The sequence below is a fragment of the Pseudomonas sp. ok272 genome (assembly GCF_900109995.1).
Taxonomy (GTDB): Bacteria; Pseudomonadota; Gammaproteobacteria; order Pseudomonadales; family Pseudomonadaceae; genus Aquipseudomonas.
On record NZ_FOCB01000013.1, the window covers coordinates 45,861 to 62,110 of the forward strand.

At 61.3% G+C, this 16,250-nt stretch carries 19 protein-coding genes and 1 riboswitch; of the genes, 11 read left to right on the forward strand and 8 right to left on the reverse strand.

Translation table 11 applies throughout. The features are described 5' to 3' along the window. Positions 1-2 precede the first annotated feature (2 nt). Positions 3-641 (reverse strand): uracil phosphoribosyltransferase, encoded by a 639-nt coding sequence (upp, locus tag BMW74_RS18395; RefSeq protein WP_093424747.1) that lies wholly within the window; start codon positions 639-641, stop codon positions 3-5. Positions 642-806: 165 nt separating this feature from the next. Between upp and BMW74_RS18400 the strand changes: the two genes are divergently transcribed. From BMW74_RS18400 to BMW74_RS18410, 3 genes are all read left to right on the forward strand, one after another. Next, positions 807-1,364: a hypoxanthine-guanine phosphoribosyltransferase gene (locus tag BMW74_RS18400; RefSeq protein ID WP_093424749.1), complete on the forward strand. Its 558-nt coding sequence runs from the start codon at positions 807-809 to the stop codon at positions 1,362-1,364. Positions 1,365-1,535: 171 nt separating this feature from the next. Further along, complete coding sequence (locus tag BMW74_RS18405; RefSeq protein ID WP_093424751.1) at positions 1,536-2,024, forward strand: hypothetical protein; 489 nt, start codon at positions 1,536-1,538, stop codon at positions 2,022-2,024. A 63-nt stretch (positions 2,025-2,087) separates the two neighbouring features. Next, positions 2,088-2,375 carry a PA4642 family protein gene (locus BMW74_RS18410; RefSeq protein WP_093424753.1) on the forward strand — a complete coding sequence of 96 codons (288 nt, stop codon included), beginning with the start codon at positions 2,088-2,090 and terminating at the stop codon, positions 2,373-2,375. A gap of 69 nt (positions 2,376-2,444) precedes the next feature. Here BMW74_RS18410 and mqo read toward each other — a convergent pair whose 3' ends face one another. Both mqo and BMW74_RS18420 read right to left on the reverse strand, forming a co-directional pair. Beyond that, a complete protein-coding gene (gene mqo, locus BMW74_RS18415; RefSeq protein WP_093424755.1) occupies positions 2,445-3,953 on the reverse strand; it encodes a malate dehydrogenase (quinone) in 1,509 nt (502 codons plus the stop codon). A 711-nt stretch (positions 3,954-4,664) separates the two neighbouring features. Beyond that, positions 4,665-4,898, reverse strand: coding sequence for a hypothetical protein (locus BMW74_RS18420; RefSeq protein ID WP_093424757.1), 234 nt, complete (start codon positions 4,896-4,898; stop codon positions 4,665-4,667). A gap of 181 nt (positions 4,899-5,079) precedes the next feature. Between BMW74_RS18420 and BMW74_RS18425 the strand changes: the two genes are divergently transcribed. Continuing rightward, the gene (locus BMW74_RS18425; RefSeq protein WP_093424758.1) at positions 5,080-5,664 is read left to right on the forward strand and encodes a YajG family lipoprotein; all 585 of its coding nucleotides are present in this window, start codon (positions 5,080-5,082) and stop codon (positions 5,662-5,664) included. A 590-nt stretch (positions 5,665-6,254) separates the two neighbouring features. Here BMW74_RS18425 and BMW74_RS18435 read toward each other — a convergent pair. Further along, complete coding sequence (locus tag BMW74_RS18435; RefSeq protein ID WP_093424761.1) at positions 6,255-6,461, reverse strand: hypothetical protein; 207 nt, start codon at positions 6,459-6,461, stop codon at positions 6,255-6,257. Between the two features lie 192 nt (positions 6,462-6,653). Between BMW74_RS18435 and BMW74_RS18440 the strand changes: the two genes are divergently transcribed. Continuing rightward, the gene (locus tag BMW74_RS18440; RefSeq protein WP_093424763.1) at positions 6,654-6,938 is read left to right on the forward strand and encodes a hypothetical protein; all 285 of its coding nucleotides are present in this window, start codon (positions 6,654-6,656) and stop codon (positions 6,936-6,938) included. A gap of 51 nt (positions 6,939-6,989) precedes the next feature. Here the strand turns inward: BMW74_RS18440 and BMW74_RS18445 are convergent, their stop codons facing one another. Continuing rightward, on the reverse strand, positions 6,990-8,153 hold the full coding sequence (locus BMW74_RS18445; RefSeq protein ID WP_175479256.1) for a 1-acyl-sn-glycerol-3-phosphate acyltransferase: 1,164 nt from the start codon (positions 8,151-8,153) through the stop codon (positions 6,990-6,992). Positions 8,154-8,296: 143 nt separating this feature from the next. Between BMW74_RS18445 and BMW74_RS18450 the strand changes: the two genes are divergently transcribed. The 4 genes from BMW74_RS18450 (at position 8,297) to BMW74_RS18465 (ending at position 10,354) form a co-directional block, all read left to right on the forward strand. Beyond that, positions 8,297-8,479: a CPXCG motif-containing cysteine-rich protein gene (locus tag BMW74_RS18450; protein WP_093424769.1), complete on the forward strand. Its 183-nt coding sequence runs from the start codon at positions 8,297-8,299 to the stop codon at positions 8,477-8,479. A gap of 12 nt (positions 8,480-8,491) precedes the next feature. Continuing rightward, positions 8,492-8,752 (forward strand): putative signal transducing protein, encoded by a 261-nt coding sequence (locus BMW74_RS18455; RefSeq protein WP_093425055.1) that lies wholly within the window; start codon positions 8,492-8,494, stop codon positions 8,750-8,752. A gap of 35 nt (positions 8,753-8,787) precedes the next feature. Further along, complete coding sequence (locus BMW74_RS18460) at positions 8,788-9,408, forward strand: SOS response-associated peptidase (RefSeq protein ID WP_093424772.1); 621 nt, start codon at positions 8,788-8,790, stop codon at positions 9,406-9,408. Between the two features lie 127 nt (positions 9,409-9,535). Then, complete coding sequence (locus tag BMW74_RS18465) at positions 9,536-10,354, forward strand: M48 family metallopeptidase (protein WP_093424775.1); 819 nt, start codon at positions 9,536-9,538, stop codon at positions 10,352-10,354. A gap of 112 nt (positions 10,355-10,466) precedes the next feature. On the opposite strand, the gene BMW74_RS18470 is transcribed toward BMW74_RS18465, so the two are convergent. The 3 genes from BMW74_RS18470 to BMW74_RS18480 form a co-directional block, all read right to left on the reverse strand. Beyond that, positions 10,467-11,051, reverse strand: coding sequence for a TMEM165/GDT1 family protein (locus tag BMW74_RS18470; RefSeq protein WP_093424778.1), 585 nt, complete (start codon positions 11,049-11,051; stop codon positions 10,467-10,469). A gap of 74 nt (positions 11,052-11,125) precedes the next feature. Then, positions 11,126-11,261: riboswitch (yybP-ykoY riboswitch) on the reverse strand. 64 nt (positions 11,262-11,325) lie between these two features. Continuing rightward, the gene (locus BMW74_RS18475; protein WP_093424781.1) at positions 11,326-12,324 is read right to left on the reverse strand and encodes a class I SAM-dependent methyltransferase; all 999 of its coding nucleotides are present in this window, start codon (positions 12,322-12,324) and stop codon (positions 11,326-11,328) included. A 33-nt stretch (positions 12,325-12,357) separates the two neighbouring features. Continuing rightward, a complete protein-coding gene (locus BMW74_RS18480) occupies positions 12,358-13,323 on the reverse strand; it encodes a 2-hydroxyacid dehydrogenase (protein WP_093424784.1) in 966 nt (321 codons plus the stop codon). 92 nt (positions 13,324-13,415) lie between these two features. Between BMW74_RS18480 and BMW74_RS18485 the strand changes: the two genes are divergently transcribed. Both BMW74_RS18485 and BMW74_RS18490 read left to right on the forward strand, forming a co-directional pair. Beyond that, complete coding sequence (locus tag BMW74_RS18485; RefSeq protein WP_093424787.1) at positions 13,416-14,045, forward strand: LysE family translocator; 630 nt, start codon at positions 13,416-13,418, stop codon at positions 14,043-14,045. Positions 14,046-14,258: 213 nt separating this feature from the next. Beyond that, positions 14,259-15,941, forward strand: a complete 1,683-nt coding sequence (locus tag BMW74_RS18490) for a fatty acid--CoA ligase (protein WP_093424790.1) — start codon at positions 14,259-14,261, stop codon at positions 15,939-15,941. Positions 15,942-16,250: the final 309 nt, after the last annotated feature.

Genomic DNA, 16,250 nt, shown 5'->3' on the forward strand with positions numbered 1-16,250 from the left:
GGTTACGCGTCCTTCTGCTTGGTGCCGAAGATCTTGTCGCCCGCATCGCCCAGGCCAGGAATGATGTAGCCGTGTTCGTTGAGTCGCTCATCGATCGAGGCGGTGTAGATGGTCACGTCCGGGTGAGCCAATTCCACGGCGGCGATCCCTTCGGGCGCAGCAACCAGAACCATGGCGCAGATGTCTTTGCAGCCAGCCTTTTTCAACAGGTCGATGGTGGCGACCATCGAGCTGCCGGTGGCGAGCATGGGGTCGATGATCATCGCCAACCGTTCGTCGATTTCTGGAACCAGTTTCTCCAGGTAGGTGTGGGCCTGCAGCGTTTCTTCGTTGCGGGCCACGCCCACGGCGCTGACCTTGGCGCCCGGGATCAGGCTGAGTACGCCTTCGAGCATGCCGATACCGGCGCGCAGGATCGGCACCACGGTAATCTTCTTGCCGGCGATCTTCTCGACCGAAACAGTGCCGCACCAGCCTTGAATGTCGTAGGTTTCAAGGGGCAGGTCTTTGGTGGCCTCGTAGGTCAGCAGGGCACCGACTTCCTGAGCAAGCTCGCGGAAATTCTTCGTGCTAATGTCTGCGCGGCGCATAAGGCCAAGTTTGTGTCGGATCAGCGGATGGCGGATCTCACGGATGGGCATAGGGAAAAGCTCCGGCGGCGGGCAAAAAAACCGGCCTAGATTAATCTATCCAGGGGGTGATGTCCTATAGACATACAGTACGTTAGTCCACAAATGCTTGATTAGACCGGGCGGGATGCGTACCTTTGCCCGCTTTTCCTGAATCCGCCACCCCTGGAGAGCGCCATGTCCGCTGATCTCGAGCATATCCGTCAAATCATGCGAGAGGCTGACTGCCTGTACACCGAAGCTGAAGTCGAGGCCGCCATCGCCCGCGTCGGTGCACACATCAACGAACAACTGGCTGACAGCAACCCAGTGGTGTTCTGTGTGATGAACGGCGGGCTGATCTTTGCCGGCAAGCTGCTGACCTACCTGCAGTTCCCGCTGGAAGCGTCCTACCTGCACGCCACCCGCTATCGCAACGAAACCAGCGGCGGCGACCTGTTCTGGAAGGCCAAGCCGGAAGTCTCGTTCATCGACCGTGACGTCCTGATCATCGACGACATTCTTGACGAAGGTCACACCCTCGGCGCGATCATCGACTTCTGCAAGCACGCCGGTGCCCGCAAGGTGCATACCGCGGTACTGATCGACAAGGACCACGACCGCAAGGCGCGTCCGGACCTGAAAGCCGATTTCGTCGGCCTGCCGTGCATCGACCGCTACATCTTCGGCTACGGCATGGATTACAAGGGCTACTGGCGCAACGCCAACGGGATCTTTGCCGTCAAAGGCATGTAAGAACCTGGTCCAACCCTTTGTAGGCGCGAGGCTTGCCCGCGAAGCGATGTCACCGCCAACCGAAGTGTTGGCGGTCAGGCCCTCTTCGCGGGCAAGCCTCGCTCCTACGGATGGTCGGTTGCTCCATCTCGCCCATGCTAGAGTGCCCGGCCCCGCCCTCAGGAGCCTGTCATGAGCCCGTTGATTCGTCGTTGCGCCGTCTTGTTGCTAATGAGCTGCAGCCTGCCCCTGGCCGCCGCGCCTGCGCTGATGCACGGACAGTTTCTGCCGCCCGACGACCTGACCCTGCGTGACGCTCAACCCGAGCAGCAGCAACTGCTGCAGATCACCGAGTACTCGGTGGTGGTGGGCAGCCAGCGCCAGTCCAATCAGCAACCGATCCCCGTGACGTCGCCGGTGATGATTCGCCTCAAGGGCAAGCCCCTCAACAAAGGCGCGACCATCAACCAGGTGCTGCTGAACTTTGACGGCGAAAGCAAAAGCCTGAAAAAGCCGGTCTACGACGACAAGCGCAAAGTCTTGACCCTGTATTACCCCATGGCCCAGTACTCGGTGGTGATGGACCTGCTGCGCAATGGCACGCTGTATTGCCAGTTCCTGAGCTACGCCAATGGCCATGTCTGGGCGGACCTGCACACCGGGGCCGTGCGCGCACGTTGAGGCGATTCGCTGTGCAGGGGTAAACTGCCCGCCCCGTGAAATGTCTGCGAGCTGGAGTCGGCAATGCGTAAAGATAAGAAACAGTTGATTGGTGATGAAATCGGCGATGCCCAGGTCAAGTTGTTCCTTGATTTCGAGCCGGTTGACGCGACTTCACCGTCCCATCACAAACTGATCAAGGCCTACCGTGGCCTGCGTATCGACGATTTCGAGCGTTTCCTGGTGTTCTTTGTCGAGGCCGGGCACGACCTGGACGGCAAGGATGAACACGGCCAGACCTTTGTCGAGGTGATCAAGGACCAGCGCAACGGCGCCGAGTACATCGAGTTGATCGAAAAGGCGCGCGGCTAAGGGTTTCGTCGCGACAAAAAAAACGCCCCGTCCTGCATCAGGACGGGGCGTTTTTCATGGCGCTGAGCGTCAAGCGAGGCTTGGCGCCTCGCGGCTTTCTTCAACCAGTTCCAGGGCGACGTTGTTCTGCGTGTTGATCTTGCGATACAGCGCAGCGTCGGTTTCCAGGACCTTCTCGCGGGCCGGGAAGATCTCTGCCAGCTTGGCAGCCCATTCGCCGCAGGCCTTGGCCGGGAAGCACTTCTCGATCAGCTCAAGCATGATCGAAACCGTCACCGAGGCACCTGGCGAAGCACCGAGCAGTGCGGCCAGCGAACCGTCCTGGGCCGCGACCAGTTCGGTACCGAACTGCAGGATGCCGCCTTTTTTCGGGTCTTTCTTGATGATCTGCACACGCTGGCCAGCCACTTCCAGGCGCCAGTCCTCGGCCTTGGCCTGTGGATAGAAACGACGCAGGGAATCCAGGCGTTGCTCCATCGACTGCATCACTTCGCTGACCAGGTACTTGGTCAGGTCCATGTTGTTCTTGGCCACGGCCAGCATCGGCCCGATGTTGCCGGCGCGAACCGACAGCGGCAGGTCCATGAAGGAGCCGTGCTTGAGGAACTTGGTGGTGAAACCGGCGTACGGTCCGAACAGCAGGGATTTCTTGCCATCGACCACGCGGGTGTCCAGGTGCGGCACCGACATCGGCGGCGAACCGACGGCGGCCTGGCTGTAGACCTTGGCCTGGTGATGCTTGACCACTTCCGGGTTGTCGCAACGCAGCCATTGGCCGCTGATGGGGAAACCACCAAAGCCTTTGCTTTCTTCGATGCCCGAGGCCTGCAGCAGCGGCAATGCCGCACCGCCCGCGCCGAGGAAGACGAACTTGGCATCGACGTCACGGCTGTTGCCGCTGTTGACGTCCTTGATGCTGACGGTCCAGCCGTTGGCGTTACGCTTGAGACCGGTCACGCGCTTGCAGTACTTGACCTGGGCATCGGGTGCGCTGGTCAGGTGCTTGAGCAGTTGGTTGGTCAGGGCGCCGAAGTTGACGTCGGTGCCGTTCATGACACGGGTAGCGGCAATGACTTCGTCAGCCGGGCGCCCGGGCATCATCAGCGGCATCCAGTCGGCCATGGTGGCCTTGTCTTCGGTGTACTCCATGTCAGTGAAGGCATGGTGCTGCTTGAGTACGTTGAAGCGTTCCTTGAGGAACGACACGCCAGCGTCACCCTGCACGAAGCTCAGGTGCGGAACCGGGCTGATAAAGGACTTGCACGAGCCGAAGGTGCCTTTCTTGGTCAAGTACGACCAGAACTGCTTCGAGACTTCGAACTGAGTGTTGATGTGCACCGCTTTCTTGATGTCGACGCTGCCGTCAGCGGCCTGTGGCGTGTAGTTCAGCTCACACAGCCCAGCGTGACCGGTACCGGCGTTGTTCCACGGGTTGGAACTCTCCGCGGCCCCGGAATCCATCAGCTCGACGACTTCCAGCTTGATCGTCGGGTCGAGTTCTTTGAGCAGTACGGCGAGGGTGGCACTCATGATGCCGGCCCCAACCAGTACTACGTCGACTGCTTCGTTATGCGCCATTTAACGCGTCTCCAAAATCTGCAGCACCAAATTGTCGGCATAGCTGCCAGGAGTTACGGGGCATGCTCTGTAGAGCCCCAGGTCACCCATGGCCAGGATCGCCATGTCCGAATCTTCGCAATTTTTCGCAACTTCGACAGACGCTACCCACCGGGCTTAGAGTTGCTATGAACTCATTTCAGCGCGCGGGTGGCAATTCGACTTATGGTCGAGACATCTGTTTGTGCAACCAAATCCGTAGCGGACAGGCTTCAGGCTCCGGCGTTCGAGAAACGCCCGGCCCTGTGTCGTTGGGCTGTTGTAGACGCTAATGGTGCATATTCAGACGCAAAACTATTCATTTGCTCGCCACACTCTTGTGAAGTTGTGAAAACCCGTTTTTTCACGCTCTTTTGAAGACGTGAACCTCAAAAAAGGGCTATCCGCGCCTGGCACCGTGCCCGAAATAAACGGGCAAACAACTCAGTGACCGAGCGTCATGACAGCTCTGGCAGATGCGCGAAAAGTGGTGGTTTGCAGGACAAACAGCAAGCTCGCCAGCTTCACTCGATCTGTGTGGGCGGCTCTCTGTGGGCGGTTCGGGGATGCTAATACGCAAGTATCAGCGGTGCTGCGAGGCCCGATCAGGAGACGTCCTTATAATCGGGGGGAGATTGTAGCGAAGAAACGCAGGGAAATGGTCGTGTTTAATGACTTTTATTAGCAATCGGGTCAACGGGCCAGCGCCGAGTGCAGCCTTGCCTGGGCCGCCTGTGGTTTTAGGCGAGCACTGGCCGGCAGGGGCTGGTGCAACCAGTTGAGGCGAACTTCGCTGATTTCCACCCAGTCTTCGCCTTTGGGAGGCATGCGACAGTGCTTGAATGCCAGGCAGCGCTCATGCTTGTCGAGCTGTGCGAAGTGGCGATATTGGCGGCGCGGAGCGAACAGTAACCAGAGAGAGTGCATGGCAAGGCCCTCGAATAGTGACAGCGTAAAGTTAGCAGTGTGGCATGACACTCCGATTACTGGCGGCGCGCCTGGGGGACATTTCAACTGTCTTCAGCCCATGTTCAGGGTCGCTGGTTTGCAGGCGGTGCGCGCCGCTATACTGCGCCTCAAGTTTGTGCCTGATTCTGGAGAGAAGCGCATGTTGCAACGCCTGTTGTTCGGTTTGATCACTGTGACCAGTTTGACCTTGGTTGGCTGCGCCCACAGCCCGCAGCAACTTGCCCCGGAGCCGAAGCTGACGGCGCAGCTGGCGCCGGTCGGGCGTGGCCAGCCGGTGGTGGTGAGGGTGGTCGATGGCCGTCCGTCGCCGACCTTGGGCACCCGTGGTGGCCTGTATCCTGAAACCAGCGCCATTACTGTGCAGGGCGCGCAGATTCTGCCGAAGTTGCAGGCCCAGGCCGAAGCGGCGGTGCGCCTGCTGGGCTTTACCCCGACTGCCAATGCGCTGAATGCCCCGCAACTGACGGTCACCCTGGCCGAGCTGAAGTATCAGTCGCCCAAGGAAGGTTTGTATGTGACAGAGGCGACGATCGGCGCGACCTTCCGTTCTGATGTGCAGAACGCCAACCGTCGTTACAGTGGCCGCTATGGTGCGTCGCTGGACCAGCGTTTTGGCATGGCACCGAATCAGGAAACCAATAACAAGCTGGTCAGCGATGTGTTGAGCGATGCGTTGACCCGCCTGTTCAAGGATCCGACGGTTGGTCAGATCCTCGGCGAGTAGTGTTTCGCCTGATGTCGAGAAGCCCGATGGCCTGTGAGGATGTCGGGCTTTTTTGTGGGGGAGAGCCTGACAGTCAGCCTGGCTCTGACGGATGTACCGCGATCTAAATTGTGGGAGCGGGCTTGCTCGCGAAGGCGGTCGTCAGCCAACCGGTCTCTTGCGGATGTACCCAGGTCCAACGGTGGGAGCGAGCCCGGCTTGCCGGCTGGCCTATCTCTTGTTGGTGTACATATCCATTGCTGCGGTCATGGCTGCTGGCGGTTCCGCTCTTGCAGCGGGTCACTTTTTCAAGCGCCAAAAAGTAACCAAAAGGCTTTGCCCCGAGCGTTCGGCCCCTCGCTAAGGCTCGGGGTTCCTTCGCTGCGGTATTCCTCTGGGGGCATCGCCCTCCTGTTTGCTTCGCTGCACCTCCCTGCGATGTGTTCGACTGCGTCGAACGGCGCTGTGCGCCAGTCCCCAGAGGGACACCTGCGCTCAGCCTGCCGATGGGGCGGGTGGATCAAGATCAAGATCAAGAGCGGCAGGCGAGCTAACGCTCGGCCTGTTGAGTGGTGAAGAGCGTATCGGGGTGGCTGGGAGTTTGGCGGTGGTTATGCCGCCTGTGAGTAGAAGTCCAGCACGCTGACGCCGGTGAACAGGTCGGTTTCCGGTAGGTCGGGGTGTTGGTGGCCCCCCAGGGCGCAGTAGACCAGCCAGTGGCGGTCCTGGACGTTGAAGGCCAGGCTGCCGACGAGGGTTTGTTGTTCGTCGCTGGGGGTGATGAGGTAGAGGCGGTCCTGGTTTTCGGCGTGCAGCATGACAAGTTCCGTGTCGGTTTCGAGGGGCGACAGAGTGACGTGTTTAGATGACGAAGACGTGACGCAGAACATGAGTCGGTGGATTGTTTCGTAACTTGTCGGAAAGTCCGGGCAGGGGCGAGGGGTTTGGGTAGAATCCGCGCCGTGGGTGTTGTCGACGCTCCGCTTGTCCTGTTTTGCTTGAGGTTCTTGATGTCACTGCAATTGATCTCGCTGCTTGCCGCACACCCCGCCAAACTGATCAACGTCCTCGCCCTGGTGTTTGCCTGCCCCGGCAGTTGGCTGCTGCACATTGCGCGCCGTCGCGAGCAGTTGGCGCGGGCCAGTCTCGCGGCGCAGGCCGAGCGCGGGAGCCGTGATAACCGGATGCACCTGTTGAGCATCGAGACCTTGCGCATGAACCGGTTTTTCTACGCGTTCGGCTTTGCCTGCCTGGGGTTGGCGTTGCTGGTATCGTGGATCAGCACTCGGTTCTGACGATTACGCCAGTCGGTGTGGGAGCGATCCCACACCGTACGAGTTGGCGCCCTACAGTGCCAGGCCTGCCTTGACCCGGTACTGATTGCGCACCGGCGTGGCGTATTGCAGCACCAGGAACGGCCGGTGTTCCTCGGGGCAGGTGTCGAGGCGGCTTTGCCATTGCAGCTGGGCCTTGGCCAGTTCTTCGGCCGGGAATACCTGGGCGGCGTCCGGCACGTTCAGTTGCGGGTCGGCATCCTTCCATTGGGCATAAGCCAGGTAGTGCACCGGGAACAGGCGGTAGCCGCCGAGGATTTGCCTGTCCATTTCCATGGCCAGCTGCTTGGTGTCTTCGAATCGCTCGCGGATGGGGGCGGCGAAGTTGACGTGGACCCGGCCCTTGTAGCCTGTAATTCCCTTGGCGATGCTCGCGTCATCCTCGCCCGGCACCTTGGTGTAGCTGCCGGTGGTGGCGCGGATGTACAGCTCGCGGGCCTTGGCCTGGTCGCATGGGTCGTACTCGTAGCTGATCGACACCGGGGTCAGGTTCAGCGACTGGATGACGTCGCCGAACGGCTCGTCCTTGCGGCTCATGTGGAACATTTTGAGGATCGCCGACTCGGTACGGTCGTCGCCGTCCTTGGCGCGGCCTTCGGCCTGGGCGATCCAGATCGATTGGCAGTCATTGCGAATCGAATGATTGATGTACGCCGACAGCAACTGGTAGGCCGCCATCTTCTCGCGCCGGCCGCTGATGGAGCGATGCACGATAAAGCTTTTGTTCAGGCGCATCAGGTCGCTGACGTAGGGCTTTTGCAGCAGGTTGTCGCCAATGGCGATGCGGGGCGTTGGCAGGCCTGCGTGGTAGATCGCGTAGTTGACGAAGGCCGGGTCCATCACGATGTCGCGGTGGTTGGCCAGGAACAGGTAGGCGCTGCCGGACTTGAATTGTTCCACCCCGGTGTAGGTCACGCCGTCGGTGGCGCGCTCGATGGTGTGGTCGACATAGACTTCGACTTTGTCCTGCAGGGTTGCAACCGAGGTGACCCCGGCGAACTCACGGCGTAGCCGATGAGCTATAAGGGGTTTGAGCAACCAGCCCAGGGCGTTGGCCAATCGCGGGAAGCGGAAGTGGGTGAGGATATCTAAAAACGCCTTGTCGCCAAGCAACCGTGCCAGCACCGCTGGGACTTCGCTGTCGTCGTAAGGTCGGATGGCATCGAATTCGCCCATCATGCTCTCTTGTTAGAAACGGCTAGGGTAAGTAATGGATTGAGTCGAATCCATACAGGGTACGGTCTGAAAAGTTAGCTCAAACAAAAATAGCCCTGCAAATAGACCGGCGATTATACGCACAAGTCACTTGGGAGACCGCGATGCTGGAAACCGAGCGTTATCAATGCCCTTATTGTGGTGAGCAAGCCGAAGCGGTCCTGGATCTGTCGGGAGGCGACCAGACCTATATAGAGGACTGCCCGGTCTGCTGTCGGCCGATCACGTTCACGCTGCAAACCGATGGGCGGGAATGGATGCTCGAAGTCCACCGCGAAAATGATTAAGGGGTGAGCGCCATGCAGCGCATCTACGAACCGGAAGACCTGATGGAAGGCGAGTTGCTGCAGGGGATGCTGGCCAGCGAAGGCGTGGAGGCGCACCTGGTGGGGCGCGATTTGCTCGGTGCTACGGGGGAGCTGCCGGTGTTTGGGCTGTTGGGCCTGGTCGTGGACAATGACCAGGCGCAATACGCCCGCGAGCTGATTGCTGCCTACAATGCCGCGCTGCCAGTGTCCGATGATGAACCCGATAGCTTCCCTGGCGTGCTGGTCTGTTAGGCTGGCGGCCGTTTGATCAAGAGTCGTAATGCCCCATGTGTGGACGTTTTGCCCTGTTTCGCTGGAACCCCGCGTTTGCGGCCTTGCCCGGTTTTCCGGCCGATCAGCAGGCGCAGTGGAATATTTCGCCGAACGACTCGGTGCTGATCCTGCGCGCCGAGGCCGGCCAGCGCACCCTGGCCCGTGCTCGCTGGGGGCTGACGCCACCGTGGCTGACGGACCTGTCCCGTACGCCGGCCCATGCCCGGGCCGAAACCGTGGCCGAGCAACCGATGTTTCGCCAGGCCTTTGCCCAGCGCCGTTGCCTGTTGCCGGCCAACGGTTTCTACGAGTGGCGCGGCACCGTGCGCAAGCGCCCGTACTGGTTGACGCCGGGCGAGGGTTCGGCGCTGTTCTTTGCGGCGATCTGGGAGGCCTATCCGGTGCAGGAGCAGGTGTGGCTGAGCACGGCGGTGATCACCCAGTCGGCAGCCAGCCAGCGCCGTCCGCTGATCCTCGATGCCGCCGGGCAAGAAGCCTGGCTCAACCCCGAGACCCCGCTGCACGCCTTGCAGGCCTTGCTGGCCAGTGAGCCCACCGCCTTGCGTGAGCGGGTGTTGGCCAACCTGGTGAACGATCCCAAGCTCAATGCACCTGAATGCCTGACGCCCGGTTGAGCAGTGTCTGCGCCGGTAGCGTATCTCGTCGGCCACTGCCGTAAAGTCACAGGTTGTACCGTTTTGTGTGTGGCGCGGATACACGGCACCGCCTACGATACGCGGCATATTTCCAGGGAGAGCGCTCGTGGGTAAAAAGTGGGTTGTGTGCGCCTTGGGCGCCAGTCTGTTGCTCGGCGGTTGTCAGTCGGTCAATACCACCAGCGGCGGCGCGGTAGGTGTTGAGCGTTCGCAGTGGATGTTCAGCATGTTGTCGACCGATGAGGTCAATAACATGTATGCCCAGTCCTATCAAAAGACCGTGGGCGAGGCGGGCAGCAAGGGTGTGCTGGACAAGACCAGCAGTGATGCCAAGCGGGTCCAGGCGATCGCTACCCGGCTGATTGCCCAGGCCCCGACCTTTCGTCCGGATTCGGCCCAATGGCAGTGGGAAGTCAACCTGATCAAGAGTGACGAGCTCAACGCCAACTGCGGGCCTGGCGGCAAGATCATTTTTTACACCGGGCTGATCGACAGCCTGAAGCTCACCGACGATGAAATCGCCGCGATCATGGGGCATGAAATCGCCCACGCCCTGCGCGAGCACGGTCGTGAAGCGATGTCCAAGGCCTATGGCATTGAGATGGCCAAGCAGGGCGCCGGTGCCTTGCTCGGTTTGGGTCAGGACACCCTGGCACTCGCCGACACGGTGGCCAACTACGGCATGACCTTGCCCAACAGCCGCGCCAACGAAAACGAAGCCGACCTGATCGGCCTGGAACTGGCCGCTCGCGCCGGCTATGACCCGAACGCGGCGATCAGCTTGTGGAACAAGATGAGCAAGGTCAACGACGGCGCGCCACCTGAGTTCATGAGCACCCACCCGGCCTCCAGCAGCCGGATCGCTTCGTTGGACGCTGCGATTCCCAAGGTGATGCCGCTTTACCTGCAGGCCAAGAAGTCCTGATGGTCATGGGGCGCCTGTAGAGGCGCCTTCGCGGGCAGGCTCGCGCCCACCTGACCCTGTGGGAGCGAGCCTGCTCGCGAACAATGGTCACACGGTCAATTGGCCTACCCCGTCAAACCCAGCCACTGCTCTGCATCGCCTTGTACACCGCCACGATGGCCAGGATCAGGAACGCCGAAGCCGCGAGGCGACGGATCAGGGTCAGGGGCAATTTGTCGGCGGCGAAGTTACCCGCCAGGACCACGGGCACGTTGGCGATCAGCATGCCGAGCGTGGTGCCAATGATCACCAGCCACAACTCCGGGTACTGCGCCGCGAGCATCACGGTGGCGACCTGGGTCTTGTCGCCCATCTCGGCGAGGAAGAACGCGATCAAGGTGGTCAGGAACGGTCCGTACTTGCGGGCTGTGCTGGCTTCGTCGTCATCCATTTTGTCCGGCACCAGGGTCCACAGCGCGGTGGCGGCAAAGCTGGCGGCCAGGATCCAGTGCAGCATGGCGTCCGAGAAGAAACTGCCAAACCAGGCACCGACCACCCCCGCAGCCGCGTGGTTGGCCAGGGTCGCGGCGACGATGCCGGCGATGATTGGCCAGGGTTTGCGAAAGCGAGCGGCGAGAATAAGCGCGAGCAGTTGCGTCTTGTCGCCGATTTCGGCCAAGGCAACGATTGCGGTGGGAACGAGCAAAGAATCCAGCATTAGGTTTTCCTAAGGGGCGGGTCGACACGGCTATGACACGTACAGCCTTCCCGCCCCGGGTAAGGTGTGCGTGTCATAGGTCTTGTCAAACCCTGCAATCCATCTGTGTGGACGCTGGGGTCGCATACGCCATGGTCTGAGGACCAAGTATGTTGACGTATGCCGGACGAGCAAGGCGCTCGTGGGAGACTACTCCCCTAGGACGGAGCGGATTCTGCCTAGGCAGAATCCGTTCGGCAAGTGTTCTTTTTCAAACTTCCTTGTCAGAAGGATCTCAACCGCGCTTGGCCCGGTAGATCCGGAACCCGTTACCTTCGGCCTTGATCGCGCAGGGCCCCAGGTGCTCCTCGATCAGCGGTTGGTACTTCAGGAAGCTGTTGGCTACCAAGCGCAGTTCGCCGCCATTTTTCAGATGATTGCGTGCTTTTCGCAGCAAGTTTTCGGTGGCGAAATAATCGGTGTGCACCCCGACATGGAACGGCGGGTTGCTCAGGATGGCGCTCAAGCCCATGGGCGCGGCGTCGATGCCGTCCCCGGTCAGCACCTCGGCCTCCAGGCCGTTGGCCGCCAGCGTCAGGCGACTGCTGGCCGCGGCAAATGCATCAACGTCGAGCAACGTGACGCTATTGTGCGGGTAACGACGCTTGATTGCCGCCCCCAGCACCCCGGCGCCACAGCCGAAGTCCAGCACGTGACCGCTGGGTAATTTGTCCAGGTGTTCGAGCAGCAAGGCGCTACCGCGATCCAGGCGGCCGTGGCTGAACACGCCCGGCAGGCTGATGACTTTCAAGGGGCCTTCGGCCAGCGGCAACTCATACTCCTGGGCCAGGCTTTCCAGCGATTTGGCTTCAGGTGCGTTGGCCACTGTCACTTGCCAGAGCTGGCAGTGGCGGGCGCTGTCGAGCTTGCGTGGCTTGCCGAACGGGTTGAGCTGCTTGGCCGCGCCCTCGATGCCGCTGCGCTTTTCACCCACCAGGTACAGTTCTCGACCCGCCAGGCGCGAGGCGAGGGCGTTGAGGATGTAGTCGGTCAGGTCCTTGGACTTGGGCAGGAACACCACGGCCGTCTCGAACGCGCGGCTCGGCGCATTCACCCCGAAGTGGCTGCGCTCGGCAAAGCGCGCGTCGAGCGCGGCCTGGTCGCCGGCGTGCCAGCACCAGCCGTGGGCGTTGGGTAACCGGCCGAGCAAATCGTCGGCGGGTAAACCGGCCAGCAGCAACTCGCCTTGAAACAATTCGGCCTGACGAAGCAGTACTTCACTGCGCGGATCCATACTCTGCTCCTTGAAAAAAAGTGCGGCAGTTTATCAACTGACGACCCGCAGCGCTGTAGCGCTGTAGAAGCCCCGAGCGTTTTCGGTCAATTGGCCGACGATTCGCTGCCGTGCTTCACGGCTGCCCCAGGCGTTGTGCGGGGTCACGATCAGGCGCGGGATGTCCCCGGCCAGCAGCGGATTACCCGTCGTGGGCGGCTCGACGCTCAGCACGTCGGTCGCCGCGCCGCCCAGGTGGCCACTGCGCAGGGCATCGGCCAGGGCGTGTTCGTCGATCAGGCCGCCACGGGCGGTGTTGACCACAAAGGCCCCGGGCTTGAGCTGGGCCAGTTCGCGGGCCCCGATAAAGTGGCGGGTGTGTTCGTTCAGCGGGCAGTGCAGGGTCAAGGCGTCGACCTGGGGCAGCAACTCGTCCAGCGGGATGCGCTCGGCACGGGCCGGGCGCCCGGGGATTTGCCCAGACAGCACGCGCATGCCAAAGGCTTCGGCCAGGTGTGCCACGGCGCCCCCCAACTCACCGTGGCCGAGCAGGCCCAGGGTTTTTCCCTCCAGCTCGACAATCGGGTAGTCCAGCAGGCAGAACTGCTTGGCCTGTTGCCAGCGGCCTTCGCCGACGGCTTTTTGATAGTCCCCCAGCCGGGTGGCCAGGTTGAGCAGCAGCATGATCGTGTGTTGCGCCACCGACGGGGTGCCATAGCCCTGGCAGTTGCACACCGTAATGCCCTGGGCGCGGGCAGCGGCCAGGTCGACGTTGTTGGTGCCGGTGGCGCTGATCAGGATCAGCTTGAGCTCAGGATTGGCGGCCATGGCAGCGGCATCGATCACGATTTTGTTGGTGATCGCCACCGTGGCGCCTTGCAGGCGTTCGGCCACTTGGTCGGGTTCGGTCTGGGCGAACAGCTGCAGTTCGCTGAAGCAGTCACGCAATGAGCTGAGGTCCAGGTCCCCCAAATCCAGTGAAGGGTGATCGAGGAAAACGGCGCGGCGATTGTTCGTCATTAACTGTACCTTTTGCGCATGAGTCTGAAGGCGTAATCTGCCGAGCCTATCAGATGAAACAACTAGTTACGCTTGGCCTAAAGGAGCCCCCCATGTACTGGACAGAGTTTTTGACCGTTGCCCTGATTCACCTGTTGGCCGTGGCCAGCCCCGGGCCGGACTTTGCCGTGGTGGTGCGCGAAGCCGTGACCCACGGTCGTCGTGCGGGCACCTGGACGGCGTTGGGGGTGGGCACCGCGATCTTCCTGCACGTTGGCTACTCGTTGCTGGGCATCGGCCTGATCGTGTCGCAATCGATCGTACTGTTCAACGCGCTGAAGTGGCTGGCGGCCGCGTATTTGTTGTACATCGGCTTCAAGGCCCTGCGCGCCCAGCCGGCGAAACCGGCCACCGAAACGCTGCACAAGGAAGCCGGCGTCCGCACCGCTCGCGGCGCCTTCACCTCGGGTTTCGTTACCAACGGCCTGAACCCCAAGGCCACGCTGTTCTTCCTGTCGCTGTTCACCGTGGTGATCAACCCGCACACGCCACTGGCGATCCAGGCCGGCTACGGGGTGTACCTGGCCGTTGCCACCGCGGTCTGGTTCTGCCTGGTGGCGATGCTGTTCAGCCAGCAACGGGTGCGCGCCGGCTTTGCCCGGATGGGCCACTGGTTCGACCGCATGATGGGCGTGGTGCTGATTGGTATCGGCGTGAAGCTGGCCTTTACCGAGATGCATTGATCGGGTGAAGTATTCCCCGGGATGGTGGCCCAGCCGCCGAGGCGGCTGTAGGCCAAGTGGCGTGGGGGAGCGGGTTTATTCTGCATGGATGGTGGCGCAAAGCTAGCATTTGTGCGGTGCGACAAATCATTCCTTTGGCTGATTTGGTGAACGTGTGAGGTGGCTAGAGTGCCACTTCACGCCCAGACCGTGCAGTCAGATAAAGGGATGCTTATGTTGCAGACTCGCGTTATTCCTCCCGCCGAAGGCGCTTATCAATACCCGCTGCTGATCAAGCGCCTGCTGATGTCCGGCAGCCGCTACGAGAAGACCCGCGAGATCGTCTACCGCGACCAGTTGCGCTACACCTATCCGACCTTGATCGAGCGGGTCGCGCGCCTGGCCAACGTGCTGACGGCGGCCGGGGTCAAGGCCGGTGACACCGTGGCGGTAATGGACTGGGACAGCCATCGCTACCTGGAATGCATGTTTGCCATCCCGATGATCGGCGCGGTGATCCACACCATCAACGTGCGCCTGTCCCCCGAGCAGATCCTCTACACCATGAACCACGCCGAGGACCGCTTCGTGCTGGTCAACAGCGAATTCGTCGGGCTGTACCAGGCGATTGCCGGGCACCTGACCACCGTCGAAAAAACCCTGCTGCTCACCGACTTGCCGGACAAGACCGCTGACCTGCCCAACCTGGTGGGTGAGTACGAACAACTGCTGGCGGGCGCGAGTCCCAGCTATGCCTTCGAGGACTTCGACGAAAACTCGGTGGCGACCACCTTCTACACCACCGGCACCACCGGCAACCCCAAGGGGGTGTACTTCACCCATCGCCAGTTGGTGCTGCACACCATGGGCGTGTCGACGATCATGGGCAGCATCGACAGCGTGCGCCTGCTGGGCACCAACGACGTCTACATGCCGATCACCCCGATGTTCCACGTGCACGCCTGGGGCTTGCCCTACGTCGCGACGATGCTCGGGCTCAAGCAGGTCTACCCCGGGCGCTACGATCCGGAGTACCTGGTGCAACTGTGGCAGAAGGAAAAGGTCAGTTTCTCCCACTGCGTGCCGACCATCCTGCAAATGCTGCTCAATGCCAAGGCGGCCCAGGGCACCGACTTTGCGGGGTGGAAGATCGTCATCGGCGGCAGCTCCTTGAACCGTACACTGTATGAAACGGCCAAGGCCCGCGGCATCCAACTGACCGCCGCCTACGGTATGTCGGAAACCGGGCCGCTGGTGTCCTGTGCGCACCTCAATGACGAATTGATGGCGGGTACCGAAGACGAGCGCACGACCTATCGGATCAAGGCTGGCGTGCCCGGGCCGCTGGTGGACGCGGCGATTGTCGACGCCGAAGGGTGTTTCCTGCCGGCGGATGGCGAGACCCAGGGCGAACTGGTGCTGCGTGCACCGTGGCTCTCCGAGGGTTATTTCAAAGAACCGGAAAAGGGCGCCGAGCTCTGGGCCGGGGGCTGGCTGCACACGGGGGATGTGGCGACCCTGGACAGCATGGGCGTGATCGACATTCGCGACCGCATCAAGGACGTGATCAAGACCGGGGGCGAGTGGATCTCCTCCCTGGACTTGGAAGACCTGATCAGCCGTCATGCATCGGTACGCGAAGTAGCAGTGGTTGGCATCCCGGATCCGCAATGGGGCGAGCGCCCGTTTGCCTTGCTGGTGATCCGTGAGGGCCATGTGATTGGGGCCAGGGAACTCAAGGATCACCTCAAGCCATTCGTGGAGTTGGGACACCTGAGCAAGTGGGCGATCCCGAGCCAGATCGCCCTTGTTACGGAAATTCCCAAGACCAGCGTCGGCAAGCTCGACAAGAAGCGCATCCGCCTGGACATCACCGAGTGGCAGGCGAACAACAGCACCTTCCTGTCGACGCTCTGAGCGCCCGTTGCCGTGCCCGAAAGGGCGCGCCAGGCCCACCAAGCAAGCGCTTGGCTTGTGTATTCGGAATTTTCAGCCATCCTTGCGGTGCCGGGCTCTGCCGGGCTGGCAACGGACGGTTGGAGAGTGGCTGGGGGCTGCAAATCACACTTTAGAGGGATCAAGCAGTACACCCTGCTGGATATAGTCCATCCACGGATTTTTAAGAACGGGGCACACGCAGGAACAGGGGCGATGCAACTTTGAACGACTTGGCGAGCACCTGGCCTGCCGTCCTTCGGAGCGTTTTTAAAAGTGCTGTTTGCCATA